This window comes from Nonomuraea sp. NPDC049158 (assembly GCF_040648335.1).
In the GTDB taxonomy this organism is placed as follows: domain Bacteria; phylum Actinomycetota; class Actinomycetes; order Streptosporangiales; family Streptosporangiaceae; genus Nonomuraea.
Window position 1 is genome coordinate 122,795 of the sequence record NZ_JBEZDM010000011.1, and the last position, 26,402, is coordinate 149,196.

A 26,402-nucleotide genomic window follows, 5' to 3' on the forward strand; every position below is an offset into this window, starting at 1 on the left:
GCCCTCACCGAACGAGTGCTGGGACAATTCCGGAGATGTGCCGAGCAATCGCCAGGCTGGAGGTGGCCGCGGGGGACGGCGCGTTGCGTACCAGAACGACCCTGCCTTCCACGTCCACGGCGAAGTCGTCGACCAGCCGGCCGTCCTTCGCCACGGCCTGGGCGCGTACCCCGCCCTCGGTTCGCCGCAGGTCGGAGGCGGTGAGCTCGGGCACGTAGCGGCGCGCGGCCCGGACGAAGGCCCCCTTGACCAGCGAGCCGTGAACCTCCTTGAGCCCGGTACGCCAGTGCTGCCGGGCCATGCGCAGCGTGCCCGGCCAGCGCAGAATCTGCCAGGAATTACGAAGGTTGTATCCCCGATAGCCCTCATAGGCGAGCGCGAGCACCGCGTTCGGCCCGACCAGCACCTCGCCGTCGATGTGCCTGGTCAGGTGGACGCCGAGGAACGGGTAACGCGGGTCGGGCACCGGGTAGATCAGGCCGCGCACCAGGTCCCTGGCCGCTCCGTCGAGCGCGTAGTACTCGCCTCTGAACGGCACGATCCTGATGTCGCCCGGCCGTCCCGCCATCCGGGCCGCCGCGTCGGTGCCCAGCCCGGCGCAGATCACCAGCCGGTCGAAGGCGAACCGCCGCCCGGCGGCCAGCACCTCGACGCTCCCGGCGGTCTCCCGGATCGCCCTGACCGGGTGTGCCAGTCGTACCGAACCGCCCAGCTCGGCCACGTCGAGCGCCAGCCGGCGCGCGACGGCGGGGAAGTCGGCGATCGCGGTGTGCGGCGAGTGGACCGCGCCGACGCCGACGGCGTGCGGCTCGATCTCGCGCAGGCCGAGCGCGTCCAGCTCGGTGATGCCGGGGACGCCGTTCGCCCTGGCCCGCTCCGCCAGCGCCGCGAGCCGCGGCCGCTCCGCGCTGGTGCAGGCCACGACCAGCTTCCCGACCTCCTCGTACGGCAGGTGGTGCTGGGCGCAGTACTCCTTGAGCAGCGCCACGCCCTCCCGGCAGAGCCTGGCCTTGAGCGAGCCCGGCGGGTAGTAGATGCCCGCGTGGACGACGCCGCTGTTGTGTCCGGTCTGGTGCGCGCCGACACGGTCCTCCTTCTCGAGGACCGTCACCTCGGCACCTCTCGTGGTGGCGAGCTCGCGGGCGACCGCCAGGCCGACGATGCCGGCCCCGATGACACCGATCTTCTCTGTCACAGCGCCAGTTTGCCGATTCTGCCGGGTTCCAGGTGGCCTTCAGCGGTCAACCACCGCAATGTATCCGAAACGGTGTCTTCCACCGGGCGCAGGGTGAGGCCGAGATCCTTGAGCGCGGGGCCGTCATCGGTGGGGACCAAGGTGAGCATGAAGTCGGCCGCGTCACGAGTGAGGGGGTAGTCGATGGGCACCAGCCGCTTGAGCCCGTCGAGCGTCGCGGCCATCCCGCGCAGCAGGCCGCCGGGCATCGGATAGGTCCGTCCCGCCCGTCCCGTCACCTCCGCACACATGTCGGCCAATTGCCTCCAGGTCAGGAAATTTCCCCCAAGCAGGTAGCGGCGATCCAGGCGGCCGGGCGTGAAGCAGCGGGCCAGCGCGACGGCCAGATCCCGGACGTCCAGCACGCCCACCCCGCCCGGCACGATCGGCCAGCCCCACCGCAGGCCCGCGCGGAGCCCCTCGTTGAGCGCGTCGAGCGTCGGCTGGCCCGGCCCGGCGATGCCGCCCGGATAGACGATGGTCACGCCGCCGAGCTCCCTGGCGTACCGCTCGCCCTCGACCTTGGACCTGCCGTAGGCGTTCCTGGGGCTGACCAGCGGGCTGTCGGCGGTGATGAGCGGCTCGGCGGGCGGCACGAACACCGCGATCGTGGAGACGTACACGATCGGATCCAGCCCCAGCTCGGCGGCCTGCCCGAGCACGTTGCGCAGCCCGACGACGTTGGACCCGCGCAGGTCCGCCCCGTGCCCGGTGACCCCCATGTCGGCGGCGGCGTGCAGCACCGCGTCACACCCCTCCAGAGCGGCCCGTACGGCCGGCGCGTCGCGGATGTCCCCCTGGCGGATCACCCAGTCCCCGGCCCCCAGCACCCGACGCACTTTTTCCGGATTTCTCGCCAGAAGGCATGGCTCATGACCGGCCGCGATCAGGGCCATGACCGCGTGCGAGCCGACGAACCCCGAGCCACCGCTGACCAGGACGCGCATGCCATGGAAGCTAGCGCTTACTTGGGTGATCTATCAACCTTCTGGTCAACGGATGGCAGCGTCCCGGCTCCGGGCTCAGCGGCCCGGGAGGCGGGTGGTGACCTCCTGGAGTATCCAGCCGTTGCCGTCAGGGTCGCTGAAGGAGGTGTAGGAGCCGTAGCTCTGGCGGTCCGGCTCCGGGCCCGACACCCGCCCCTCGGTCCCGGCGCGGTGGAAGACCCCGCCCGCGTCGTGGAACACCTCACCCACGTCGACCCCGCGCTCGGCGAGCTCGGACCGTGCCGCCTCGATGTCGTCGACAATCAGATGCAGGCCTTGCGTCGAGCCCGGCGCGGCCGAGGTGACCCCGCTGCCGAAGATGATCGAGCATGGCGATCCGGGCGGGGTCAGCTGCACCACCCGGAAGTCCGCGCCGGCGGCGACGTCGGCGTCCTCCCGCCACCCGAGCGCCTTGTAGAAGTCCTTGGTCCGGTCGACATCGGCGACCGGCACCACCACGACCTCAAGCTTCATGTCCACAGCGGCGGATCCTCCCCGTTCGACCCCCGGTGGCCCCGGGGCTGCTGTCTATGACATGGGGGGACGTTCTCTCCACATTCGCGCACGTCACGGGCTAAGTCCAGGAACGCCGGCTTCAACTATCGGTAAGCGGTCGTCGCTGCCTCCATACGGAACGGCTCAGCCCAGGTAGAAGTCCCTGCGCGCGGCCACGAACGCCTCGATCGTCTGAGCGGGGACGCCCGTGACGCGTTCCACGTCGTCGGACGCGCGGTCGTAGCGGTTCTCGCGGTGCAGCCGGGCCATGGTGGCGATGTGCTCCTCGGTGTGCGGCGGCAGGCCCGCCGTCGCCAGCACCTCGGCCCGCCACCGGTCCAGGGGCACGTCCACATAGGACACCGGACGCCCCAACGCCCGTGAGAACTCCGCCGCCATCTCCGTCATGTCGACCGTACGTGGCCCGGTCAGCTCGTAGACGTGCCCGACGTGCGGAGCCGGGTCGCGGAGCACGGTGGCGACCACCCGGGCGACGTCGTCCACGGCGACCGGCGACGTACGTCCGGTGCCGAACGGCAGCTCGATCGTGCCGTTCTCCCGGATCGAACGCGCCGCCAGCGTGGTGAACAGCGGATTGTCCAGGAACGCCGTCGGCCGGATGTGCACCACGGGCAGGCCCGACCAGTTCAGCACCTGCTCCGCCAGCCAGTGCAGCCGCTGCTGGTGCGACTGGGCGGTGCTGATGGCGGTCATCTGCGACACCGTCATCTGTGACATGTCGACCAGGCCGGTCAGGTCCCCGTACTCCCGCGCCACGGTGGCCACCACCGTCGCGGCCAGCAGATGGTCCGGCGACACGGGCATCCCGAAGTACATCGGCCCGACGCCCTCCAGCGCGGGCGCGACGGTCTCGGGCCGGGTCAGATCGCCGACGACCACCTCCGCGCCGAGCGCACGCAGCTCAGCCGCCCGATCATCGTCGTGGCGCACCATCGCCCGCACCGGTACGTCCTGCGCGCGCAACTGCTCGAGGACCGTACGACCCACTCCACCGACCCCGGCGACGAGAACAAGATTGCTGGCGACCATCGGCCGATCTCCTTCCTATCGCTGTGGCCTTACCCCAGGTAAAACTACCTCTTCGCCAACAAATCGAACGTGAGTACGATGGTGTCATGTATCTGCCGCCAGAGTGGCCGCCCGAGGTCCGGCCACCCAGCGTCCCCGACTGGGAGACCTCGGCAGTGGCCTGGCTGCTCGACGCCGTTCCCCCGGACTACAGGGCCTACGAAGTCTTGAAACGACATCCGATCGCCCTGGCGAGAATGGCTGTCCACCACGTGAATGCATCTGTCGAAGCAGCAAGGGCGGGATACCGAAGCGCAGCGGTAGATCTCAAAGGTCATCTCCCTCCTCATGCCGTCGAGGCGGTGCTCGACGTCTATCGCGAGGAGGGGCCGCGTCTGGTCCGCCTGGCCCGCTCCGTCACCGTCGTCGAGCAAGCCTTGCGCGGCGATATGTTCACCGCGACCATGCGCAACTTCCGATGACGTAGCGACGTGCCCATCTTGGGGCACCGATGTGATCAGCTAGAAGGCCTGGGCGGCCTGACGGACGAATTCCCCACGGCTCAGCCCGTGCACGTCGCCGAGTGTCCCAGCCACGCCACCCCCGCTATGCCTCGCGCGACTCCCTGTGGACTTCTGTGCGATGTCTCGCATACGTGTGACGTGGGGATTCCAAGGCCGGTCCGTGGGGCCGGTGAGCACGAGCCGACGGCCGAGTCTCGGTTCGAGCTCGACCATGGTGAGGGTGTCGGGGAGCATGGTGGCGGCAAGCGAAGGCATGATCGCGACGCCGAGGTGTGCTTCGACCATGGCGAGGAGGGTGCTGACGTCGTGGACCCTCTGCGCGGGGGCGTAGCCGGCGCCGGCCATGAGGTGCAGTTGCTTGATCTGGGGCTCGCAGCCGCTGGAGGTCACCAGGAGCGGATCCGCCAGAAGGTCCTCGAGTTCGATGCGCCCGCTGGCCGCGAGCGGGTGATCTTGTCGGAGCACAGCCCGGAAGTCGTCGCTGGCCAGCAGCAGACCGCCCGCTGGGAACGGGTCGGGATCGATGAGCACGGCGGCGTCGACGGCCCCGGTCGCCAGCCATTCCTCGAGCTCGGCATCGCTGCCTTCGAAGAGCCGGATGTCGACCCCGGGAATCTCCGTACGCCATAAGGCGAACAGTTCGGGAATGAGCCGGTGGGAGACGGTCGGCGGCGCCGCCACCCGGACGAGGCCGGTGGCGTCCTTTTCATTGTGGGTCTCGATGGCGGCTTCCATGGCGCGTGCCGCCGCGAGCACGCTGCGCGCGTGGGGGAGGAGGACCTCGCCGAGCATGGTCGCGGCAACGGCGGGGGAACGGCGCACCAGCGGGGCCCCAGTGGCGCGTTCGAACGCGGCGAGTGTGTGGGAGACGGCTGACTGGCTCATCCGGAGGTGGTCGGCTGCCGCACCGAAGCCACCGTGGTCGATCACGGCCGTGAACACTTCCAGCTGGCGCAGGGTAAAGCCCATGTAACTACCTCATGAGTAGATGAAGTGGATTTATTTGCTTCATCTCGCGAGCTTATCGAAACTGAGCGGGTGAGGGCCCGATCAGCGGCGGCATGCGTCCACAAGACGACTCGAAACGAGGAGAACAAGCGTGAACGGCACCGCCGGCAGAACCTGGGCATGGGCCCGTCTGGGCGTACTCGCCCTGCTGTGGGGATCGACATTCCTCTGGATCAAACTGGCCCTGACCGCGCTGTCTCCTGCCCAGCTCACCTTCGCTCGCTGCGTACTCGGGGCGCTCACCTTGTTGGCGTTGTGCCTTGGAGCGCGCCAGCGCCTCCCCCATGGGCGCAAGATCTGGGGACACCTTTTCGTTGCCGCCTTCTTCTGCAACGCTTTGCCCTTCTTCCTCTTCAGTATCGGTGAGCAGAGCGTTGACTCCGGGGTGGCCGGCGTGCTGAACGCGACGACTCCGCTGTGGTCGCTGCTGATCGGAATCGTCATCGGCACCGAACGCGGAGTCCATCCGGCCCGCCTGGGCGGGCTGCTTCTCGGGTTCGCGGGAGTCGTGGTGATCTTCGCTCCATGGCAGCATGCCGGCCCTGTCGGCTGGGGAGCGTTCGCCATCGTCGTCGCGGCGGCCAGCTATGCCATCGGCTTCGTCTACATGGGACGAAACCTCGTGGGGAAGGGTGCCGCCACGATCTCCCTCTCCACGGCTCAGCTCTTCGCGGCGGCGGCGCTGACGGCGCTGACCTTGCCGGCCGATGGCCTGGCGCCGGTCCAGGCCGACCAGCGAGGCTTGATCGCCGTCGTCATCCTGGGGGTCCTCGCCACCGGAATCACCTTCCACCTCACGTTCCGGATCATCGCGGACGAAGGCGCGACCAATGCCGCGACAGTCGGCTACCTGCTGCCGGTGGTCTCGGTGGTGCTGGGGGCCATTGTGCTGGACGAGGGTTTCAGCGTCCGGGTCGCGGCCGGAATGGTCGTCGTACTCATCGGTGTCGGCATGACGCGTCGACGGAATCCGGCCGTCGAAACCTCGCGGACTACGAAAGAAGAGGATGTCCTTCAGTGACGACAGTGACAGTGAGCACCTCCCCGGCAGCGTCGCTGCGAGCGGACGCCATCGTGATCGGTGTCGCCAAAGGCCCTCAGGGGCCGGTGCTCGCACCCGGAGCGGAGACAGTGGCCAAGGCCTTCGACGGTGCGTGGGCCGAGATCCTCGGCATGCTCGGGGTGACCGGTACTGAAGGCGAGGTGGTCAAGCTGCCGTCCCCCGACGGCGTCGAGGCCGACATGGTCCTCGTGGTCGGCCTCGGCGCCGCCGTCAGCAGCGGCGCGTACGACGCCGAGAACCTGCGCGAGGCCGCAGGTGCGGCCGCCCGGAGCTTGGCCGGCGTCAGGAAGGCCGCCCTGGCCCTTCCTGTCGAGACCGCCGAAGCCGCGGAGGCGGTAGCCCTGGGCGGTCTGCTCGGCGCGTACGCCTTCATCGCGTACCGCGCACCCGGCAACGCCAAGGCCCCTGTCGGTGAGCTGACAATCCTCACCGATCATCGGGGTTACCCGAGCGCGGAGGTCGCGGCACAGCGCGCCACTGTGATCGGCCGGGAGCTGAACCGTTGCCGGGACCTCGTCAACATGCCGGCGAACGACCTGTCCCCGGAGAGTTTCGCCGCCATCGTGCGGGCAGTCGGTGAGGAGTACCGGCTTGAGGTCGAGGTCCTCGACGACAAGGCGCTCACGCGAAGCTCGTTCGGCGGCATCCTCGGTGTCGGTCAGGGGTCAGCCAACCCACCGCGCCTGGTGAAGATCGCCTACAACCACCCGGAGGCGAAGACCAACCTGGCCTTCGTGGGCAAGGGCATCACCTACGACTCGGGCGGCATCTCGTTGAAGCCGGTCGGCTCCAACGAGATCATGAAACGCGACATGTCCGGCGCCGCCGCCGTGTTCGCAGCCGTGGCGGCCGTATCCCGGCTCGGCCTGCGGATCAACATCACCGGCTGGCTGGCGCTGGCCGAGAACATGCCGTCCGGGTCCGCCACCCGCCCCGGCGACGTGCTGCGGATGTACGGCGGCAAGACCGTCGAGGTGCTCAACACCGACGCCGAGGGACGGGTGGTGCTCGCCGACGCCCTGGTACGCGCGGGCGAGGACAAGCCTGACGCCATCGTGGACGTGGCCACCCTGACCGCGGCCATGAGGATGGCGCTGGGCAACCGCATCTTCGGCGTGATGTCCAACAACGACGCCTTCCGCGACCGAATCCTCGACGCCGCCAGGCGGGCCGGCGAGCAGGTCTGGCCGCTGCCGCTGCCTGCCCAGCTGCGCAAGAGTTTGGACTCCCGTGTGGCCGACATCGCCAACACCGGCGAGCGGATGGGAGGTGGCCTGGTGGCCGGCCTGTTCCTCAAGGAGTTCGTGCCGGACGACACCGCATGGGCTCACCTGGACATCGCCGGACCCGCCTTCCACGAGGGCGCCCCCTACGGCTACACCCCCGAGGGCGGTACCGGATCCGCAGTGCGAACCCTGGTTCAGCTGGCGGAGGACATCGCGGGCGATCGCAAGCCGGCTGGCAGATGACAATCCACGACGAATGGGGACCGAAGACCGTATGACCCTTGACGGCTCCACCGCACCCTTCGGCCACTACTCACTGGCCACGGTCACGCCGGACGGCACCATCTGGGTATCCGCGCAGCTTCCAGTGGGCAGCGACATCTCTTCCCATTCCCCCGTTTCACGGCAGGCACGACAGGCATTGTCGAATGTCCTGTCGATCGTCGAATCCTTCGGAGGCAGGATCGAGTCCGTTGCCAAGGTCAACCTCTACCTGACGGACATCTCTGACTGGGACGCGATCGACGCCGTCTTCGCTGAGGTGTTCGGCGAACATCGCCCAGCGCGGACCGTGCTCCAAGTCGCCGGGTTGCACCATGGCTTTCGCGTAGCGGCAGACGCTGTCTCCTGGCGAACACCATGACTCCCGATCGAAAGGGCAGCCGACTATGAGGATTCTCTACCAGATCGATGCCTTCACTCTCACCCCGTTCACCGGTAATGCGGCCGGTGTGGTGCTGACGGCACAGGGCATGACGGACGCCGAAATGCTGGCGATCGCGCGCGAGCTCAACAACTCCGAGACGGCGTTCGTGTTGCCCCCGGATGGTCCTGACCATGATGTGCGAGTCCGCTTCTTCACCCCGACGACAGAGGTTCCGACTTGTGGGCACGCCACCGTGGGGGCACATTTCGCCCGAGCCGTGGAGTATGACTTGCCGTCGTGCTCATTGGTGCAGAAGACGGGCACTGGGCTGCTCCAGCGGGTGGAAGTCCACCGGGACGACGACCGGGTGCGGATCGGGATGCACCAAGGTGCGGCCGACTTCGGCCCCGAGCTGGACCGCCACCAGGTGGACAGGCTCCTGCAAGGTCTGGGCGCCGGTGCTGGCGACCTCGCCGACAACGGTCCGGTCCAGGTCGTTTCGACCGGGCACTCCAAAGTGTTGATAGAACTGCGTGACCGCGCCGCGGTGGACGCCTTGAAGCCGGATCCCGCCGCGTTGACGGAGCTCAGCCATGAAGTGGGCAGCAACGGCTTCTTCGTTTTCTCCCGTGCCACCGGCGACGCCCGTCTGCTCACCTGGTCGAGGATGTTCGCACCCGCGATCGGCATCATCGAGGACCCGGTAACCGGCAATGGGCACGGCCCGCTCGGCGCCTATCTGGTGCGGCACGGCATCGTCGCGGCACCCGGCGGACGACTCACCTTCACCGGGAGACAGGGAGCAGCGATGGGACGGCCCGGCGATGTACGCGTTCATGTCGAAACCCAGTCCGACGGCAGACTCCTGGTATCCATCACAGGCGATGCGGCAACGGCATTCAGGGCCGAGCTGCACAGTCCCCTGCCGGACGGGGTCCAGCGGACACCGCGTTGAACCGCTGCCGGCACCGGGGATGCGGGAACGGCGTCAGAGGCGGCGCGTTTACTCCATGACACGGATGGCGCCGGACACCCCGGCGGCCGCCGTACCTACCGGGTGCGGCGGGCGATCGCCGCGATGATGCCGCCGGCGCCCGCGGCGGCGGCCAGCCAGATCAGGACGTCCCGCGCGCTGAGCCCCTTGGCCGCCGCCACCGGCCGGGCGGACGGCGACGCGGTCGTCTTCGGCCGGCGGGTCGGCGAGCTGGACGGGCCGGCGGCCGGTAGCGCGGCCGCGGGCAGCGCCACCTGGTAGACCGGGCTGCGGACGCCCTCCGAGCCGGTCAGCAGGCCCTTGCCATCGCGGGTGTAGGCGATGGACTCGGCCTGTTTCAGCTCCGGCATCGACACCCTGGCGATCGACTCCCCCGAGGGCCGGAAGACCGTGGCCGAGAAGTACGTACGGATCACGTACGAGCTGCCGTCGGGCGCGTACGCGGCGTCCGTCGCCATGATCGGGGCCGTCCCCACCTTGCGGAGCACGTTGACCCGGTCGCTCCTGAGCTTCTTGGGCGCCTGGTACACCGACCCGGAGAACTCCTTCGACACCACGAAGAGCCGCCCGGTCACGGGGTTGACCATGATGCCCTCGGCGTTCCTGGCGCCGTCCGCGTAGCGGAACCGGTAGCGGACCGCCGGAAGGGTGGCGTCCCGCAGCGTCTCCGGCTCCATGACCTTGTAGATGGAGACGTTCGGCCAGGCCCCGTCCAGGTTGTCGCCGATGTCGGCGAACCACAGCACCCCACGCCCCGTGGCGGGGTCCTTGCTCGCGGCCATCGCCTCCCAGTCACGGGCCTGCGCCCCCTGGAGTCGGTACGTCGCCCGGGTCCGTCCGTCGGAACCCACCGCGTAGAACGTCGGCGCCGCCGAGCTGTCATTGTGCGTGTAGAAGACGCCTTCCTTCGTCGGCGACACAGCCAGCCCGCTCGACTCGGTGATCCGCGCGTCCTTGAACGTGAACAGTTTCTTGTCGCCGTCATCGGCGAAGGCCGCATGTGCCGGAACGAACACCACGAAGACCGCGATAACCCCAGCGGCCGTACGAATCACAACATCCCCCACCCCGCCATCATGCCCCAACGGACGCCGCGCCCACGGTAGCGCTGTGCCGGTGAAATCCGGCGCCCTGCAGCGCGACCAGCACCCCGTTGGTCACCGCCATGAGCCACCACAGCCCGACGAGCCCCCAAACCGCGGCCACGGGTGCGGCCACGGCCACCATCGCCCCGTAGCCGACGGCGAAGTAGATCAAGCTCGCCCCCGACCGCTTGAGCGCGGTGAGCCCGATGCCCTGAACCGCCTGCGCCCCGTCGGCCGTCGAGGCCAGCAGCATCAACGGCAGCAGCGCCGCGACCCGCTCTCGTACGCTCGCGTCATCGCTGAACAGCACCAGCGCCGAGTCACCGAACCCGAGCAGCACAGCCGCGGCGACGGCCGTCCCCGCCAGAGCGAGCAGCGCCGCGGCCCGGTTGGCCTGGCGCGCCCGCGTCACGTCCCGGGCCCTGGCCACCTCGGGCACCGACGCCTGCGCCACGGAGATCGAGGCCAGCATGATGAACCCGGTGAGCGTGCTCAGCACCGCGTGGGCGGCCACGTCACGGGTGCCGGTCGTGCTCGCGGCGAAGGTGACGACCCCGAGGCCGCCGAACTTGATCAGTACCGTCCCGGCCAGCGGGATGCTCACCCGGCCGAGCCGGACGATCTCCCTGATCCGCGGCCGGCCCTGGCCGACGCGCGTCCCGAGGGCGCGGCGCAGGCAGAGGTTCGAGACGAGCACACCCGCGACGCCCGACAGCAGCCAGGCGACACCCACGCCGGTCAGGCCGAGCGGCGGCACCAGGGCGACCGTGCCGCCGATCATCGCGGCACTGGCCGCCAGGCTGGACCAGAGGACCTGGCGGCTGCGGCCGAGCGCCACGAGCACGGTGTTGGCCCCACCGCCCGAGGCGAACACCAGCAGATAGAGCGACAGGAGCCAGGGCAGCGGCCCCAGCTCGGCCACGACCTCGGCGGGCGCCCCCGTGGCGCGGGCCAGCAGGGGCACGCACAGCACCGCGAGCGCACCGGCCGCACCCACCAGCAGGGTGAGCCAGCGCGCGTCACGCAGGATCGGCACGGCCGCCGCGGGCGAGTCCTTGTACGGCGCGACGAAGGGCGCGAGCCCGCGCAGAGCGCCCACGACGGCGGCGGAGGCGGGGTTCAGGACGGCCGACATGACCGCGAAGGCGGCCAGCGTGACGGTGGCGTGCCTGCCGAGCACGGAAGTGACCACCAGCGTGCCGAGCGTAGTGGTGACCATGGAGAGGAACAGGGGCACCGCCGCACGAAGGAGGCCCGAGTTCACCCGGCCGATCTTAGTAGGCTGGAGCGAAGGCCAGGCATGCCGGCGGCTGGAGCGGACTCCAGGCATTCCCGCCACCCCTACTAGCCTGGAGTGCACTCCAGGTATTTAGGGTGGAGTTCATGGATTATGTGAACCTCGGACGCAGTGGCCTCCGGGTCAGTCCACTCTGCCTGGGCACCATGAACTTCGGCCCGCTGACCGCGGAGGAAGACTCCTTCGCGATCATGGACAGGGCTCATGAGCTGGGCATCAACTTCTTCGACACGGCCAACGTGTACGGCTGGAAGCAGGGCGAGGGGATCACCGAGCAGATCGTCGGACGTTGGTTCGCCAAGGGCGGAGGTCGCCGGGAGAAGACGGTCATCGCGACCAAGCTCTACGGCGCGATGGGCGACTGGCCCAACGAGAACCTGCTGTCCGCGCTGAACATCCGCCGGGCCTGCGACGCCTCGCTCAAGCGCATGCAGACCGACTACATCGACCTCTACCAGGCCCACCACGTCGACCGGAACACGCCGTTCGACGAGTTCTGGGAGGCCATGGACGTCCTGAAGCAGCAGGGCAAGATCCTGTACGTGGGATCGTCCAACTTCGCGGGCTGGCACATCGCCAAGGCCCAGGAGTCCGCGGCCCGGCGCAACTCGATCGGGCTCGTGAGCGAGCAGAGCCACTACAACCTGCTCACCCGCGCGGTCGAGCTGGAGGTGCTGCCCGCCAGCCAGGACTACGGCCTCGGCGTGATCCCGTGGAGCCCGCTGGCCGGCGGCCTGCTGGGCGGCGTGCTGCGCAAGATCGACAAGGGCCGGTCGGCCGCCGACCGCATGGTCACGGAGCTCGAGAAGCACCGCGACAAGATCGAGCAGTACGAGAAGTTCTGCGACGAACTCGGCGAGGACCCCGCGTACGTGGCGCTGGCCTGGCTCCTGAAGCAGCCCGCTGTCACCGCTCCGATCATCGGCCCGCGCACGCAGGAGCAGCTCGACGGCAGCCTGCGCACGCTGGAGATCGAACTGGACGAGCAGGCGCTGGCCCGCCTCGACGAGATCTTCCCCGGGCACCGTCCGGCGCCGGAGGACTACGCCTGGTAACTCAGGTCAGCAGGGCGCCGATCACGACGATCAGCAGCAGGAGGCCGAGCACGACGGGCAGCAGCCAAGGGCGAGGACGGTCCACAATCTGGAGCCTAATCGCGCCCGATGGGTGCCAGATCCCATTGTGCGAGTGACTCGTACCTCATCTGCGCTCCCTGATGGCTCCGTACGAGATGGACGGCTTTCGCCCGCCATGTCGAGCCGCTGAATTCCGACAGCGACTCGACGAGCGGGCGGAGGTCCATCTCCGCCTTCGCCCGCGCGAGCGTCAGATGCGGGTGGAAGTGCTTGTCGTCGGTCTGTACGGCCCCCGCCCGGCGGGCGCCCGCTCTGACCGACTCCGACAAGCGGATCATCGAGTCACCGGAGAGCCCGGCCCAGAACACCCTGGCCCGGCGGGCGGACGAGAACGCCCCGAACCCGGTGAATGCCAGGTCCAGGCTGGTATGCCGAGCGACGGCGCGGGCCAGCCGCACCTGCAGCTCCGGCAGGACGTGCTCGGGCACCTCGCCGAAGAAGCCCAGCGTGATGTGCCAGGTGGCGCGGTCCGGCCAGCGCAGGCCCGGCACCTGCCCGACGTGCGGCGCGATGGCGTGCTCGATCTCGTCGAGCACCTCATCGGGCGGCATCAGTGCCGCGAATAACCTCATGCCACCCGATTCTGCAACGTGCTCAGGCGATCGCCAGCACCGGCTCGCCCACAACACGGGCGCTGATCAGTCTCGTCAGCATCACCGCGACGCCCGTGCCGACCAGCACCAGCAGCCCGGAGAGCATGACGCCCGTCCTGGGTCCGCCCAGCTCCGACAGCCAGCCGACCAGCGGGGCGCCGACTGGCGCGCCACCGGTGAAGACGAGCATGTAGATGCCCATGACGCGGCCGCGCATGTCCGGCGCGGTGGCGAGCTGGACGCTCGCGTTCGCGGCCGTGTTGATCGTGATCAACGCGATGCCGGTGGGGATCAGCAGCAGCAGGTACACCGGGTAGACCGGGGCCAGCCCGGTGGCGATCTGGAACAGCCCGAACCCGATGGCTCCGGCGATCAGCATACGGCGTGACGGCCGGGCCCGGCGGGCGGCGAGCAGCGCCCCGCCCAGCGCGCCGACGGCGAACATGCTGGAGGCCAGGCCGAACGACGAGGCGCCGGCCTTGAAGACCTCGCGGGCCATGAGCGCGATCGACATCGAGAACGACTGGGAGAACATCGAGACGAACCCGATCAGCAGTACCGGCATCAGCAGCTCTTCGCGATGCAGCACATAGCGCAGCCCTTCGCGGAGCTGGCCCTTGGCTCTCGGCACCGGCACGGAGAGGTTCAGCTCCGACTTCCGCATGAAGATCAGGCTGGAGATCACGCCGGCGAACGTCACCGCGTTGATCAGGAAGAGCGGCCCCGTGCCCCCGAACAGGAAGATCAGCACACCGGCGATCGCCGGTCCCACGACGCGGGCCAGGTTGAAGATGGAGCTGTTGAGCGCGATCGCGTTGGACAGATCCCGGCGGCCCACCATCTCGACCACGAACGCCTGCCTGGTCGGCACCTCGACACAGGAGATCACACCCAGCGTGAACGCCATCACGTAGACGTGCCACACCTGGGCGCTGCCCGTCATCGTCAGTACGCCGATGACCAGGGCGAGCACGGCCATGAGCGACTGCGCCACGATGAGGATGGGGCGCTTGGGGTAGCGGTCGGCCAGCACGCCGCCGAAGAGCCCGAACAGCAGCATCGGCAGGAACTGCAGCGCGGTCGCCGTGCCGAGGGCCGCCGCGCTGCCATGGGTCAGATCGAGCACCAGCCAGTCTTGGGCGGTGCGTTGCAGCCAGCCGCCGACGTTGGACACCGCGCCACCGGCTGCGAACATGCGGTAGTTACGTACCTGGAGTGACCGGAACATCCCGGTCTTGGGTTCTTCAGGCTCTAGATCCTGCTGAGTTTCTCCAGAATCGGCGCCGCCTGCCTGAGGATCGACCGCTCCTCCGCGGTCAGCTCCCTCAAGCGCTGGCTCAGCCAGGCTTCCTTGAGACGTCGTTCCTCCTTCAGCAGTTTCTGGGCGGCCTCGGTCACGGTCACGGTCACCTGTCGCCGGTCGGTCGGGTGCGGTGTACGGGACACCAGACCGCGTTCCTCTAGCGCGGCGATCACGCGAGTCATCGAGGGGGGTTGCACCTTCTCGAGCTCGGCCAATTCGCCGGGGGTTATCGCGGAATGCCGTTCCACCGCGGCGAGCGTCGCGAACTGTGTGGGAGTCAGCGAGTGCGCCGCCGCTTGTCGTCGTAGCCGCCTGGTCAGCCGCGCCAGCGACACGCGCAGGGCTGTGGCCAGGCCTGCGTCGCTGCGCAGGTTTATCTGGGACTGGTTCTTGGTTAGCATGAGTCATTACCTTTGCTAACTATACGGCACTCCACGTTATTTCCCTACCTCATTTCTCGTCTCACTCTTTGATACCCCGAGGCCGCCTCCCATGCGAAGACGGCCTCACCAGGCATCAGACCCCGAAAAGTACCCTGATCGGGCCGAGCGCGAAGTAGATCACGAACAGGCCCATGACCACCCACAGCAGCGGGTGGATCTCCCGTACCTTGCCACGAACGATCTTGATCAGCACATAGCTGATGAAGCCCGCGCCGATGCCGTTCGAGATCGAGTAGGTGAACGGCATGACCACGATGGTGAGGAACGCCGGGATGGCGATCTCGTAGTCCGTGAAGTCGATCTCGCGGATCGAGGTCATCATCAGGAAGCCCACCACGACCAGCGCGGGCGCGGCCGCCTCATACGGCACGACCGTGACCAGCGGCGCGAAGAAGATCGCCACCAGGAAGAGCAGGCCGGTGACCACGCTGGCCAGACCGGTCCGCGCGCCCTCGCCGACCCCCGCGGCCGACTCGATGTAGGTGGTGTTCGACGAGACCGAGCCCGCACCACCGGCCGCCGCGCCCAGCGAGTCGACGAGCAGGATCTCCCGGGTGCGCGGCAGCATCCCGTTGGCGTCGACCAGACCGGCCTGGCGGCCGACCCCGACGACGGTGCCCATCGTGTCGAAGAAGTCGGTGATGAGCAGCGTGAAGACGAACAGCACCGCCAGGATCACCGAGACCCGGCTGAACGCGCCGAACGGGTCGAACTCCTTGAACAGCACCAGCGGGTTGTGGAAGCCGATGATCTGGTCCGGCAGGCTGGGCACGTTCAGCATCCAGCCGCCGGGGTTCTTGTCGGAGACCTGGCCGGCCTTCGCGATCGCCTCCACGATGATCGCCAGCACGGTGGTGCCGATGATGCCGATCAGGATCGCGCCCTTGACCTTGCGGGCCACCAGCGCCGCCGTCACGAGCAGCCCGACGACGAAGACGAAGATCGGCCAGGAGGTCAGGGTGTTGTGGATGCCCATCTCCAGCGGCGGCCCCGCGGGCACCCGGCGGACGAAGCCGGCGTCCACGAAGCCGATCAGCGCGATGAACAACCCGATGCCGACGCTGATGGCGGTCTTGAGCTGGGCCGGGATGGCGTTGAACACCGCCACCCGGAAACCGGTCAACACCAGGATGCCGATGATGACGCCCTCCAGGAAGACCAGCCCCATGGCCTCTTCCCAGCTCATCACCGAGGCGATGTTGAAGGTCACGAAGGCGTTGAGCCCCAACCCGGCCGCCATGGCGAAGGGCACCCGGCCGATCACCCCCATGAGGATGGTCAGCACACCCGCCACGAACGCCGTGCCCGCCGCCACGAGGGGCAGGTTGGGCGAGGAGCCGTCGCCGATGAACTGCTCCTGGACATCCTTGCCGTTGGCGATGATGATCGGGTTCAGCACGACGATGTAGGCCATCGTGAAGAACGTGGCCAGCCCGCCGCGGATCTCACGGGAGATCGTCGAGCCGCGTGCGGAGATTGCGAAGAACCTGTCGATACCACTACTTGTGTCACTCACGGGCGAACAGTGACAGTTTGCGTCATCTGCGAAAAGTGGCGGTGATCGGATCGAGACCCGATTGGAAGCTAGGCTGGATCCTGTGAAGCAGGAATGGCGTCCCGACCCGGAGCCGATCGAGACCAACGACGTCGCGGCGGTCGCCGTGGGCACGGTCGCGTGGGCGCTCGCGCTGGTCGCGCTACTGATCTTCCGCCCGGCCGCCGAACAGTCGTGGTGGATCTGGACCTGCGTCGCCGGGGTCGGGCTCGGGCTCCTCGGCCTCTGGTACGTGCACAGGCGGGCGTCCCGGAGCTGACATTCGTCACCTCCGGCCGATCCCCGAAGTCACTGGAAAGTGCTGTTTTACCCCACTACCTGGGAAAAAGCCGGCTGATCATGCTGGAGGCATGAAGAAGACGTCATTCCCCTCGCTCCTTTGCGCGGTGACCCTCGCGAGCGCCACCCTCGTCGGCTGCGGGTCAGCGGAGCAGCCCACCGCCAAGCCCACAGGCGGGTCGGCGGAGCAGCCCACGGCGAGCACCGGCGCCACGAAACCTGCCCAGACTGCGAAGGACTCCGGCGCCGTCGCCTGGAGCTCGTGCACCGGCCTGACCGGCCCCGACGGCAAGCCCGCCGCGCCCGACCCGGCCGTCGAGTGCGGCAAGCTCGCGGTGCCGCTCGACTACGCCAAGCAGGACGGCGAGCAGATCGATCTGGCGCTGATCCGTGTCAAAGCCTCCGGCGACCGGCTCGGCTCGTTGGTGTTCAACTTCGGCGGCCCCGGCGGCTCGGGGGTCGACCTGCTGTCCATGACCGCCAAGGTCTTCGCCGGTATGGGCACGAGCTATGACCTGGTCAGCTTCGACCCGCGCGGCGTCGAACGCAGCGCGCCCGTCAAGTGCGGCAGCGTCGAGAAGTGGATCTCCCTGGACCCAGCCAGCGACGAGATGGCCAAGGCCGCCAAGGAGTTCGGGGCCGCCTGCGCCAAGGACTCCGGCAAGCTCCTCCCCCACGTCGGCACCGTGAACGCCGCGCGCGACCTCGACCGCATCCGCGCCGCGCTGGGCGACGAGCGGCTCAACTACTTCGGCATGTCGTACGGCACGCACCTCGGCGCCGTGTACGCCACCCAGTACCCCAAGAACGTCGGCCGGTTCGTCCTCGACGGCGCCCTCGACCCGACCGTCAGCTTCGCCGAGCGCGCGAAGACGCAGACGGCCGGCTTCAAGCAGGCGTTCGAGGCGTTCGCCGCCGACTGCGTGAAGCAGGGCTGCGACCTCGGCGCCGACCCCGGGGCCGTGCGGAAGAGTGTCGAGACGCTGCTGAACGGCCTGCGGGACAAGCCGCTCAAGGTGGCCGGCCGGGAGCTCACCAAGGGCCTGGCGAGCACCGGCGTCCTGGCCGCTCTCTACTCCAAGCTCAGCTGGCCGGTGCTGGAGCAGGCGGCCGCCGCCGCGACCAAGGGAGACGGCACGCAGCTCCTCGCCCTGGCCGACTCCTACAACGGCCGCAAGGCCGACGGGACGTACTCGTCGCTGATGACCAGCGTCCTCGCGATCGACTGCGTGGACAGCGCCGAACGGCCGAGCCCCGCCGAGATCGACCAGGTCGAACGCGAAACCGCCAAGATCTTCCCGCTCATGAGCTCCGGGGGTCTCGGCTTGATCTGCGCGCACTGGCCGGCGGCCGGCAGCGACGAGTCCAAGAAGATCGACGCCACCGGCTCCGCCCCCATCCTCGTGATCGGCGGCAAGGGCGACCCCGCCACGCCGTACGCGTGGGCGCCCAAGCTCGCCGCCCAGCTCAAGACCGGGGTCCTGGTCACGTACGAGGGCGAGGGGCACGGCGCCTACCTGAGCGGCAGCTCCTGCGTCAGCCGCCTGGTAGACGCCTACTTCCTCACCGGCAAGACCCCCGGCCAGAACGCCACCTGCCCGGCGGCGTGAACCCTCACGACGCTACGGGCAGGTCGGCGCTACAGGACCCAGCGCTACGGGCCGGTCAGCGGTACGGGCCGGTCAGCGGTACGGGCCGGTCAGCGCTACGACAGGTCGGCCTCGGCCAGCAGGAGCGGGACGGCCGTGGGGTCGTGCAGCAGCGCGGCCACCGCGAGCCGGTCGTTCCACTGGCCCGTCGCCCAGGCCAGGCCGCGCGCCAGCCCGTCGAGCCCGGTGCAGTGCACCGAGCCCTCGAAGAAGCGCCACGTGCAGGCGAGGCCGTCGACCAGGAGCTTCTCGTGCTCGACGTAGGTCTCGGGAGCCGTCGGGAGCAGGGAGCGCACCTCTGGCGGCACCTGGCGGGTCTCACCCTCGGACGTGACCTCGCCCTGGGCCAGCTCGCCGGCCAGCGGCAGGTCGAGCAGCTCCGACAGCGACTCGGCCAGGTCGTAGGGGGCCAGCACCAGCGGCCGGTCGGTGACGAGCTGGAGCAGGTCGGGAGCCTCCACCACGACGGCGTCGTCGGCCGCGGCCACCACGATGTCGCCACCGAGCACGGCCCGCACCCGGGCGGGCGGCGCCACCCGCGCCGGCTCGACGGCCGCCAGCGCGATCCACAGGGCCCGCAACTGGGCCCGGTCGACCTCGATGGACTCGTCGGCCATCAGGTCGAGCAGCTCTTCGGGACCGCCGTGGCCGGCGAGCAGCTCGGCCAGCGTGGTGCGTACACCGAGCATCCCCAGCGCCACCGGGTCGAGCCCGCCGGGCGCGTCACCATAGAGGCCCTGGAGCAGCGGGTCGGCACCGGGCAGCCGCAGCTCCCGGGGCCGTCGCCCGTCCAGCACGGCGTGGTTGGCCAGCCACCATGCCGTGTAGGACGGCACCTCGACGCCCTCGACCCGCAGCGGATGCAGCGCGGCCCGCAGCGGCGGCCTGGTCAGCAGCGCCAGCGCGGCGGGCCAGTCGGCGACCAGCTCCAGGTCGCGTACCGCGAGGAACTCCGGCACCACGGGCGGCACGTCCAGCTCAGGCAGCAGGTCGAGCACGTGGTCGAGCCAGTCGTCCTCGCCGTCGAGGTCGTGGTCGCAGTCGTCGTGGTCGAGCAGCAGGTCGGAGTCGTGCGCCACGGCGAACCCGTCGAGCACGCCCGCGGCTTCGAGCACCCGGGAGCCGTAGGTCTCCACCAGCTCCGGCGCGACCACCCCGAGGTGCGTGTCGGGCTCCAGCAGCCCGGCCAGCGCGCCGTCGGCCAGCATCAGCTCGCCCGCCGCGTAGAGCTCGCCGTCACTGCCGCGCAGCGCCAGCTCGGCCAGCCACGGCGCCTCGCCCGGCACCAGCGAGGCGGCCTCCACCAGGGAGAGCACGGCCCGCGCCACAGGCTCGGAGTCCGCGCTGTCGAGGGACTGGGCGACGGCGGCCTTGGTGATGGGGTCTTCGAGGATCGTGCGTGGCGTGGCCTCGGCGGCGCCGAGCCGCAGCAGCGCCGCGTGGGCCGCGTCCGGGTGCACGATCCGCAGCCCCAGAGGCGTCAGATCGAGCCCGTCGTGGGCCGAGGCCAGGCGGGTGCCGCCCAGGTCGAGGATGAGGGTGCCGCGCGGGCCACGGACCAGACGGCCGTCGGCCAGCGGCACCGGCAGCGCGCCCAGCGACTCGGGATCGTCGGCCGGCAGCACCTCGTACAGCGAGCGCCACCACGACGGCTCCCGCGCCTCGACCGCCTCACCGGACAGCAGGTCGACGACCTCGGCCAGCTCGACCCGGCGCACACCGAGCGAGCCCATCGCCGGGTGCCGGGCGGGCCACCCGGCGGGCAGCAGGCCGGGAACGAAGTCAGCGATCGCGGCCAGCAAGTCACCCGACCCGGCGACCACGGCCGCCTCCTGGCCGGCCACGATCCAGCCGTCCTCGTGCGGCTCCCTGGCCGGGTGCTCGACCTGCCACTCGGCGTCGGGCTCGTAGACCTCGGCCTCGGCGAACGACGGCGTCTGCACGGCCGGAGCGGGCGCGGACAGGGCCGGGAGCAGCGGGGTGGCGGGCAGGCGCCGCAGGATGGCCCGCCGGATGCGGGCGTCGAGCTCGCCCTTGCCCATCAGGGCGGGAACGAGGTCGAGGAGCTTGGGGGTACGCGGCAGCTCTCCGAGCAGCCGGATGTAGGCGTCGGCGGCCCGCTCGACCAGGAAGTCGGTCAGCGGCCCCTTGGCCACGTGCCGCCGGTCGGTGGCCATCGGGAACGAGGCGATGAGCAGGGCCGGCAGGTCGAGCGGCTCGTCGCTGGGCGTCGGCGCGTGCACCACCGGCGGCACCCCTGAGGGCAGCGGGGCGGGCTCCGTGTCGGCGACGGACACGGCCCAGCGCAGTGACCAGTAGGGGCGGGCGCGCTCTTCGGTGGGCCGGTCGGCGAACAGGGCCGCCACCTCGTCGGGCGCGAACTCGCCCGACTCCGACACCAGGTGCCACCCGTCGGCCGTCACCCGGCGCTCCGAGCCGTCGAGGTCGATCTCGATGCTCGTCAGGGCGGGCATGCCGAGCAGCAGCGCCGGGCTGGTCTCGGCCAGCATGCGCCGGACCGCCGCGACCGACGCGGCGTCGCGCAGCGGCAGGCGTACGAGTGTGTCGAAGCCCTGCGGCACGTCGAGCGGCTCGGCCTCGAACGGCAGGCGCAGCAGCGGGACATGGCCGCCGCGCGAACCGAGCTCGGCGGCGAGCTCCGGCACCGAGGCCACCACGGCGGCCGTCTCCGCGCGCGACCAGCGGGCGGCGCCCGTCTCGCGCGAGCCGATCGACGGCTCATCGCAGACCGACACGACCGCGGCGAACCCGACGCCGAACCGGCCGGCGGCGCCCGCTTCGTCCCGCTTGCCGGAGACACGCAGCGTCGACAGGCCCTCGACACCGGTCGCGTCGAGGGGGGCGCCCGTGTTGGCGGCGGTCAGGACGTCGTCGCGCAACGTCAGCCGGAGCACCCCTGGCACGCCCGCGCGCAGCGCCGCGTCGGCGGCGTTCTGGGCGAGCTCCACGATGAGCCGGTCGCGGTAGCCGCCGAGGGCGAAATCCTCCTCGGCGTTGGCGTCCTCGCGGAATCGGGCGGTCGAGGCCGTCCACGCGGCGAGCACGGCGGCCCGCGTCCGGTCAGTGCCAAAGGTGTCGGTCATCTGTCACGATCCTGGTCGCTGGTGGGGCGGGCTCCGGCACGTGTCCGGGGTCCGCCGATGGGGGGCCACCGTAGGCTAGCGGCCCTCACCGACATTCGCGGTCAGGAGTGGCCGAGCTCCTCGGTGGCCGTTCCGTCGACGGATCCGGCCTCCTCTTCCATCAGGTCGAAGCCCATGTCGTCGAGGATGGGCATGGCCTGCTCGACGGACGGCGGCATGACCGCGGCCTCCGAGTGGGCCCCGCAGCCGTGGTCGGCGGCGACCACCTTGCCGTCGTCGGGGGCGTACTCATTGGCGCAGACCCCGAACACCTGCCGGAGCCCACCCGCGAGTGGCCAGTAGAAACCACAGGTGGAGCACTGCGCGGGAGCGGCGTGTGCGATCGGCGTATGCGGCCCGTGCTCGCCCGAGTGCCAGCGTCTGGCAGCGCGGTCCTTGCCGATGGCCGAGAGCACACGGGCCCGGCCCAGGCCGTACTCGAAAATCGTCTGATGGTCGGTCTCGTCGTCGGTCTTGACGAAACCTGGCTCCAGCCGGTCGTCGTCCTCCGAGGTCGGCAGCAGATCGCCGACGCCCAGGTCGCCGGGGCGCAGGCGCTCGCTCCAGGGCAGCCACTCGGGCGCGAGCAACGCCCCCGAGCCGGGCAGCAGGACGGCTTCGCTCACTGTGACGTTCTTCGCCCGTGAGGCGCGGGTCACGGTGACGGCCCAGCGCCAGCCGCGGTAGGCCCGGTCGAGACAGGCGAAGTAATGGGTGACGATGCGGTCGCCCTCGCCCTCGTAACCGAGGTGCTCGCCCGGCTCGCCCGGCCGCGCGAGCTCCTCCGCGGCGGCGCGCGCCAGGTCCACCGCGGCGACGCACGCCTGGTCGGGCGGGGAGACGCGGGTCCGGGTGCGGGTCATCTGTCCGCCTCCGCCGCAAGGTGCTGTTCGCTCACACTTCATTCTCACCCATGACCAGACCCGAAGGTGCCCACACCGCCCATCCCGCCCCCACTGACAGCACATCAACAGACCCGTCCCCCGCTATAGGCGGGCGACGATCGAGGAGGACCGGTGCCGGGTCTGAAGGTGGCCACACCGCTCATCCCGGATCATCGGTGGGCCCGTCCCAGGGCGATCCGTCGCCGTTTGTGAGCGGCGATCGGGTAAGACTGGTAAGCGTGCAAGGAGGCTGGGACACGGCTCGCGAGGTCACGCGGCGCGTGGGGCGAGGCGTCGCCGACGCGGGCCGCGCCACCGCGCGTGCGGGCCGCGCCACCCTGCGGGCGGGAAAGGCGACCGCCGGCGGCACCGCGCGGGCGGGCAAGGCCACGGCCAGAGGGGCGCAGAAGGTCGGGAAGGCGACCCGCCGTCTCACCCACGCCAACGGCGCCGACCGCACCGGGCTGGGCCGGCTGATCGAGCTCACCGCCGGCCACAGCGGCGGCGACGCGCTGGTCACGGTCGCGCTGGCGAGCACCGTCTTCTTCGGCGTGCCCGTCGGCGAGGCTCGCGGGCCCGTGGCGCTCTACCTGGTCATCACGATGCTGCCGTTCGCCCTGCTGGCGCCGTTCGTGGGGCCGATTCTCGACCGGTTCAGGTCGGGCCGCCGCTATGTCATGGCGGGCACGCTGTTCGGCCGCGGCCTGCTGTGCTTCGCGATGGCCGCCGCCGTGGGGCCCGGTGATCTGCCGACGCTGTTCGTCGGGGCGTTGGGCGTGCTGGTGCTGTCGAAGGCGTACAACGTGTCACGTGCGGCGATCATGCCGAGCGTGCTGCCCGCCGACATCACGCTGGTCTCGGCCAACGCGAGGGTGGCGCTGTTCTCGCTGATCTCGGCGGGCGTGATGGTGCCGGTCGCCGCGGGCCTGACCGCGTGGCTGGGCAGCGCCGCGGTCCTGCGTACGGCGATGGTCGCCTTCCTCCTGATCGGCGTCCTAGCCGTACGGCTGCCGCGACACGTCGACTCGCCCGAGCTGGAAGAGGAGGAGGGCAGGCCGCTCCGCTGGCGGACCCTCCTGAACGTGGGCCCGGCGGTGGCCGAGGCGGTCTGGGCGAACGTGGCCATCCGCCTGTTCTCCGGCTTCCTGCTGTTCTTCCTGCTGTTCCTCGTACAGGACAAGGGTGTGCCGTGGCTGGCCACGCCCGACCCGTTCTTCGACATCCCGAAGACCATCGCGCTGCTCGCGGCCGCGGCCGGGCTGGGCGGCCTGGTCGGCGCGGTGGTCGCGAACTGGACCCGCAACCACTCGCCGCACCTCATCACGCTGCTGACGCTGGCCGTGACCGGCGCGACCACGATCGCCACCGCGGTGTTCTTCGGCCTCTGGACCGCGGTCGCGATCTCGCTCGTCACCGCGTTCGCGCAGGAGCTCGGCAAGCTCGCGCTCGACGCGATCGTGCAGCGGGAGATCGGCGAGGAGGTGCGCTCGTCCACGTTCGGGGTGGTCGAGGCGGTGTTGCAGCTCGCCTGGGTGTTCGGCGGGCTGATCGGGCTGCTGCTGTCGCTGGCCGAGAGCAGCGCGGCGGGGCTGGTCACGCTGGCCGTGGCGCTGACCGGCACGTTCGGCTGGCTGATCGTGCGCCGCCGCAAGCGGATCCGCGCCACCGCACGCGGACCCAAGGCCGCGACCCAAACGGACCAGGAAGACCAAACGGATCAAGGTGCGTGGGACGACGAGGATCGACGCGCCGACCGGCGGGATCAGCGCGTCGACACCACTCTCGACACGACCAAGCCGCTGACGAACCCCAACGGCTAGGCGTCGAGGTCGTCCGCCACCGCTCTGAGCACCTGCGCGATCTTCTTCGCGTGCGCCGCGTCAGGGTGCTTGCCCCGCTGGTAGGAGGTCGAGACGTCGTCGAGGAGCTTGATCAGGTCCTCCACGATGACGACCAGTTCGTCCGGCTTCTTGCGCTTGGCCTTGGGCTTGGGCTTGGCCAGCGTCGGCGGCTGCTCGAGGATCCGCACCGACAGGGCCTGCTGGCCGCGCCGTCCCTCGGCCACGCCGAACTCGACCTTCTGGCCGGGCTTGAGCGGGCCGGCACCTGTGGGTAGCGCGGAGGAATGCACGAAGACCTCACCACCGTCGTCGCGGGTGAGGAAGCCGAAACCCTTGTCGGCGTCGTACCACTTGACCTTGCCACTCGGCACAGGAGGAACCTCGTTCAAACAGTCGTAAAAGGCGAATGGATGTAGGTTATGCCCCGCGAGGCTCCGGGGCGACCAGGAAAATTCCCGGCATTTACCGGAGTTGCCCACTCGAACGCCATCCGGCGAACCAGTCGGCGAATTCCGTCAGGTCCCCAAGTGCCACATCGGCTCCGTGATCACGTAGTTCGCCCAGTGTGTACGGGCCGGTCGCGACCGTCACGCTGACGGCTCCCCCGGCCCGCGCGGCCTCGATGTCCGCGACATGGTCACCAACATAGGCTCCGGCGCCGAAGCGCGCGAGGGCCGTACCCTTGGCCGCCCCGAAGAGCGACCCGACCACCTCGTCCACGGCGAGGCCGAGCGCCTTCACGGTGCTGCTCGCGTCGCGCGGGTTCTTGCCGGTCACGACGATGATCCTGCCCCCCTGCGCGCGTACGGCCTCGACGGCCTCCACCGCTCCGGCCATGGCGGTGTGCACGGGCACTCCCAACTCCGGATAGATCTCCCTGAACAGGATCACGGCTTCCGGGATCGCCTCCAGCGGCAGCCAGTTCGCCAACTCCTGTTCGAGTGGCGGGCCGAGCCTCGTGATGATCGCCTTGCTGTCGATGACCACGCCAAGGCGCGCCGAAAGCTCGTCGTAGACGGCCGCGATGCCCGACCGTGTGTCCGCCAATGTCATGTCCAGGTCGAAACCCACCGATGTCCGCACAAGGTGAAGGATGCCAAACGCGTCCGCATTACGGGTAACAGCCCCTGTTGTGGGAGCGTGGGAGTGGGAAGAAAGGAATTACTTATCAGGAGGAGTGGCCGTGACCGAGCCCCCCAAACCGCCGGAAGCGGGAGATCGGCTGGTCGCCGCCGACCGGCCGAGCCCACCCGAACAGCCCGCCCGGAACGTCTCGCCCCGGCCGCACCGGCCCGCGCTGCCCCAGTCGGTGACCGGACCGGTCAGGGTGTGGCAAGGCGTGGTGGTGTTCCTGGCCGCCGCCGTCCGGCTGGCGTCCAGGCTGGCCGCGCTGATCCTGGTGCTGTACGCGATCTTCACGGTGTTCCGGGCCAACCCGGCCAACATTTGGTACCAGTTCGTCGAATCGCTCGCCTCGCCGCTGTCGGTGGGCCTGGCCAACCTGTTCCAGCTCGCCGACGTACGGTGGACGACGCTGGTCAACTACGGGCTCGCGGCGCTGGTGTGGCTGATCGTCGGCTCGGTCGTCGCGGGGTTGATCCGGCGCGCCGCGCCGTGACGGCTACGCTCCATCACGGAGGTATCAGGAAAGAGTCAACGACCCCCTCCTGAAGGAGGGGGCTTGAGGTGCCGTCAGGTGCTTTGAAGCCCCGCGTTGACCAGCCCTAGTCATCACCGTTGGAGGTGTGATCCAGATGGCTACCTTTCACGCAGGACCGCAGACCCACCAGCGAATGCTTCCTCAGTTCGCTGCTCTGGAATCCGTGGGAGCAGACACGCCCGAGGGTGGGCACGAAACGGCTCACGGACGCGCGGCAGGCCGCGCACCCGGCGTGGAAGCTGGGCGAGGGGAGATCCGCCGCACCGCACCGGGCGGCGGGCGTCACCCCGACCCGGAGCAGTCCGGGAAGGGCGGAAGGGTCCTTACAG

The 26,402-nt window shown here is 69.8% G+C and carries 25 protein-coding genes; 10 read left to right on the plus strand and 15 right to left on the minus strand.

From position 1 onward, the window contains the following. Positions 1-4: 4 nt before the first annotated feature. The 4 genes from lhgO to AB0B61_RS24590 form a co-directional block, all read right to left on the minus strand. The gene (gene lhgO, locus AB0B61_RS24575; protein WP_358435914.1) at positions 5-1,195 is read right to left on the minus strand and encodes an L-2-hydroxyglutarate oxidase; all 1,191 of its coding nucleotides are present in this window, start codon (positions 1,193-1,195) and stop codon (positions 5-7) included. Further along, entirely contained in the window at positions 1,192-2,181 is a 990-nt protein-coding gene (locus tag AB0B61_RS24580; RefSeq protein WP_358435917.1) for an NAD-dependent epimerase/dehydratase family protein, read from the minus strand. The genes lhgO and AB0B61_RS24580 overlap by 4 nt, the downstream gene beginning before the upstream one ends. Positions 2,182-2,256: 75 nt before the next feature. Then, the gene (locus AB0B61_RS24585) at positions 2,257-2,694 is read right to left on the minus strand and encodes a VOC family protein (protein ID WP_358436364.1); all 438 of its coding nucleotides are present in this window, start codon (positions 2,692-2,694) and stop codon (positions 2,257-2,259) included. A 165-nt stretch (positions 2,695-2,859) separates the two neighbouring features. Next, positions 2,860-3,765 (minus strand): NAD(P)H-binding protein, encoded by a 906-nt coding sequence (locus AB0B61_RS24590; RefSeq protein WP_358435920.1) that lies wholly within the window; start codon positions 3,763-3,765, stop codon positions 2,860-2,862. 86 nt (positions 3,766-3,851) lie between these two features. On the opposite strand from AB0B61_RS24590, the gene AB0B61_RS24595 reads away from it, so the two are divergent. Then, positions 3,852-4,226 (plus strand): hypothetical protein, encoded by a 375-nt coding sequence (locus tag AB0B61_RS24595; protein ID WP_357651238.1) that lies wholly within the window; start codon positions 3,852-3,854, stop codon positions 4,224-4,226. A gap of 39 nt (positions 4,227-4,265) precedes the next feature. Here AB0B61_RS24595 and AB0B61_RS24600 read toward each other — a convergent pair whose 3' ends face one another. Continuing rightward, entirely contained in the window at positions 4,266-5,237 is a 972-nt protein-coding gene (locus AB0B61_RS24600; protein WP_358435922.1) for a LysR family transcriptional regulator, read from the minus strand. 130 nt (positions 5,238-5,367) lie between these two features. On the opposite strand from AB0B61_RS24600, the gene AB0B61_RS24605 reads away from it, so the two are divergent. From AB0B61_RS24605 to AB0B61_RS24620, 4 genes are read left to right on the plus strand one after another with little or no spacing between them, the layout of a single operon-like run. Beyond that, positions 5,368-6,297 (plus strand): DMT family transporter, encoded by a 930-nt coding sequence (locus AB0B61_RS24605; RefSeq protein ID WP_358435925.1) that lies wholly within the window; start codon positions 5,368-5,370, stop codon positions 6,295-6,297. Continuing rightward, positions 6,294-7,808 carry a leucyl aminopeptidase gene (locus AB0B61_RS24610; RefSeq protein ID WP_358435928.1) on the plus strand — a complete coding sequence of 505 codons (1,515 nt, stop codon included), beginning with the start codon at positions 6,294-6,296 and terminating at the stop codon, positions 7,806-7,808. Before AB0B61_RS24605 ends, AB0B61_RS24610 begins: the two co-directional genes overlap by 4 nt. Positions 7,809-7,821: 13 nt before the next feature. After that, positions 7,822-8,208: a RidA family protein gene (locus AB0B61_RS24615; protein ID WP_358435931.1), complete on the plus strand. Its 387-nt coding sequence runs from the start codon at positions 7,822-7,824 to the stop codon at positions 8,206-8,208. A gap of 25 nt (positions 8,209-8,233) precedes the next feature. Then, a complete protein-coding gene (locus AB0B61_RS24620; protein WP_358435934.1) occupies positions 8,234-9,166 on the plus strand; it encodes a PhzF family phenazine biosynthesis isomerase in 933 nt (310 codons plus the stop codon). Between the two features lie 95 nt (positions 9,167-9,261). Here AB0B61_RS24620 and AB0B61_RS24625 read toward each other — a convergent pair whose 3' ends face one another. Then, the gene (locus tag AB0B61_RS24625; protein WP_358435937.1) at positions 9,262-10,272 is read right to left on the minus strand and encodes a hypothetical protein; all 1,011 of its coding nucleotides are present in this window, start codon (positions 10,270-10,272) and stop codon (positions 9,262-9,264) included. 7 nt (positions 10,273-10,279) lie between these two features. Continuing rightward, complete coding sequence (locus AB0B61_RS24630; RefSeq protein ID WP_358435940.1) at positions 10,280-11,554, minus strand: MATE family efflux transporter; 1,275 nt, start codon at positions 11,552-11,554, stop codon at positions 10,280-10,282. 119 nt (positions 11,555-11,673) lie between these two features. Between AB0B61_RS24630 and AB0B61_RS24635 the strand changes: the two genes are divergently transcribed. After that, positions 11,674-12,642, plus strand: coding sequence for an aldo/keto reductase (locus AB0B61_RS24635; protein ID WP_358435943.1), 969 nt, complete (start codon positions 11,674-11,676; stop codon positions 12,640-12,642). A 95-nt stretch (positions 12,643-12,737) separates the two neighbouring features. Here AB0B61_RS24635 and thpR read toward each other — a convergent pair whose 3' ends face one another. The 4 genes from thpR to AB0B61_RS24655 form a co-directional block, all read right to left on the minus strand. Next, entirely contained in the window at positions 12,738-13,295 is a 558-nt protein-coding gene (gene thpR, locus AB0B61_RS24640; protein WP_358435946.1) for an RNA 2',3'-cyclic phosphodiesterase, read from the minus strand. A gap of 22 nt (positions 13,296-13,317) precedes the next feature. After that, on the minus strand, positions 13,318-14,544 hold the full coding sequence (locus tag AB0B61_RS24645) for an MFS transporter (RefSeq protein WP_358435949.1): 1,227 nt from the start codon (positions 14,542-14,544) through the stop codon (positions 13,318-13,320). Between the two features lie 23 nt (positions 14,545-14,567). Further along, positions 14,568-15,020 carry a MarR family transcriptional regulator gene (locus tag AB0B61_RS24650; RefSeq protein ID WP_225300773.1) on the minus strand — a complete coding sequence of 151 codons (453 nt, stop codon included), beginning with the start codon at positions 15,018-15,020 and terminating at the stop codon, positions 14,568-14,570. Between the two features lie 115 nt (positions 15,021-15,135). Continuing rightward, entirely contained in the window at positions 15,136-16,578 is a 1,443-nt protein-coding gene (locus tag AB0B61_RS24655) for an NCS2 family permease (protein WP_358435952.1), read from the minus strand. Positions 16,579-16,660: 82 nt separating this feature from the next. Here AB0B61_RS24655 and AB0B61_RS24660 point away from each other — a divergent pair, with 82 nt between their 5' ends. Next, entirely contained in the window at positions 16,661-16,876 is a 216-nt protein-coding gene (locus AB0B61_RS24660) for a DUF2530 domain-containing protein (protein ID WP_225300771.1), read from the plus strand. Between the two features lie 91 nt (positions 16,877-16,967). After that, complete coding sequence (locus AB0B61_RS24665; RefSeq protein WP_358435955.1) at positions 16,968-18,506, plus strand: alpha/beta hydrolase; 1,539 nt, start codon at positions 16,968-16,970, stop codon at positions 18,504-18,506. Positions 18,507-18,601: 95 nt separating this feature from the next. Here AB0B61_RS24665 and AB0B61_RS24670 read toward each other — a convergent pair whose 3' ends face one another. Both AB0B61_RS24670 and AB0B61_RS24675 read right to left on the minus strand, forming a co-directional pair. Beyond that, positions 18,602-21,649 carry a hypothetical protein gene (locus AB0B61_RS24670; protein ID WP_358435958.1) on the minus strand — a complete coding sequence of 1,016 codons (3,048 nt, stop codon included), beginning with the start codon at positions 21,647-21,649 and terminating at the stop codon, positions 18,602-18,604. 101 nt (positions 21,650-21,750) lie between these two features. Further along, positions 21,751-22,551 (minus strand): DUF3027 domain-containing protein, encoded by an 801-nt coding sequence (locus AB0B61_RS24675; RefSeq protein WP_358435960.1) that lies wholly within the window; start codon positions 22,549-22,551, stop codon positions 21,751-21,753. Between the two features lie 260 nt (positions 22,552-22,811). On the opposite strand from AB0B61_RS24675, the gene AB0B61_RS24680 reads away from it, so the two are divergent. Further along, positions 22,812-24,392 (plus strand): MFS transporter, encoded by a 1,581-nt coding sequence (locus tag AB0B61_RS24680; protein WP_358435963.1) that lies wholly within the window; start codon positions 22,812-22,814, stop codon positions 24,390-24,392. Here AB0B61_RS24680 and AB0B61_RS24685 read toward each other — a convergent pair. Beyond that, the gene (locus tag AB0B61_RS24685; RefSeq protein WP_225300766.1) at positions 24,389-24,784 is read right to left on the minus strand and encodes a cold-shock protein; all 396 of its coding nucleotides are present in this window, start codon (positions 24,782-24,784) and stop codon (positions 24,389-24,391) included. The two genes, AB0B61_RS24680 and AB0B61_RS24685, sit on opposite strands and share 4 nt — an antisense overlap. Before the next feature lie 91 nt (positions 24,785-24,875). Continuing rightward, on the minus strand, positions 24,876-25,496 hold the full coding sequence (locus AB0B61_RS24690) for an HAD hydrolase-like protein (RefSeq protein ID WP_358435966.1): 621 nt from the start codon (positions 25,494-25,496) through the stop codon (positions 24,876-24,878). A gap of 100 nt (positions 25,497-25,596) precedes the next feature. Between AB0B61_RS24690 and AB0B61_RS24695 the strand changes: the two genes are divergently transcribed. Next, positions 25,597-26,031, plus strand: a complete 435-nt coding sequence (locus tag AB0B61_RS24695; RefSeq protein WP_358435968.1) for a hypothetical protein — start codon at positions 25,597-25,599, stop codon at positions 26,029-26,031. Positions 26,032-26,402: the final 371 nt, after the last annotated feature.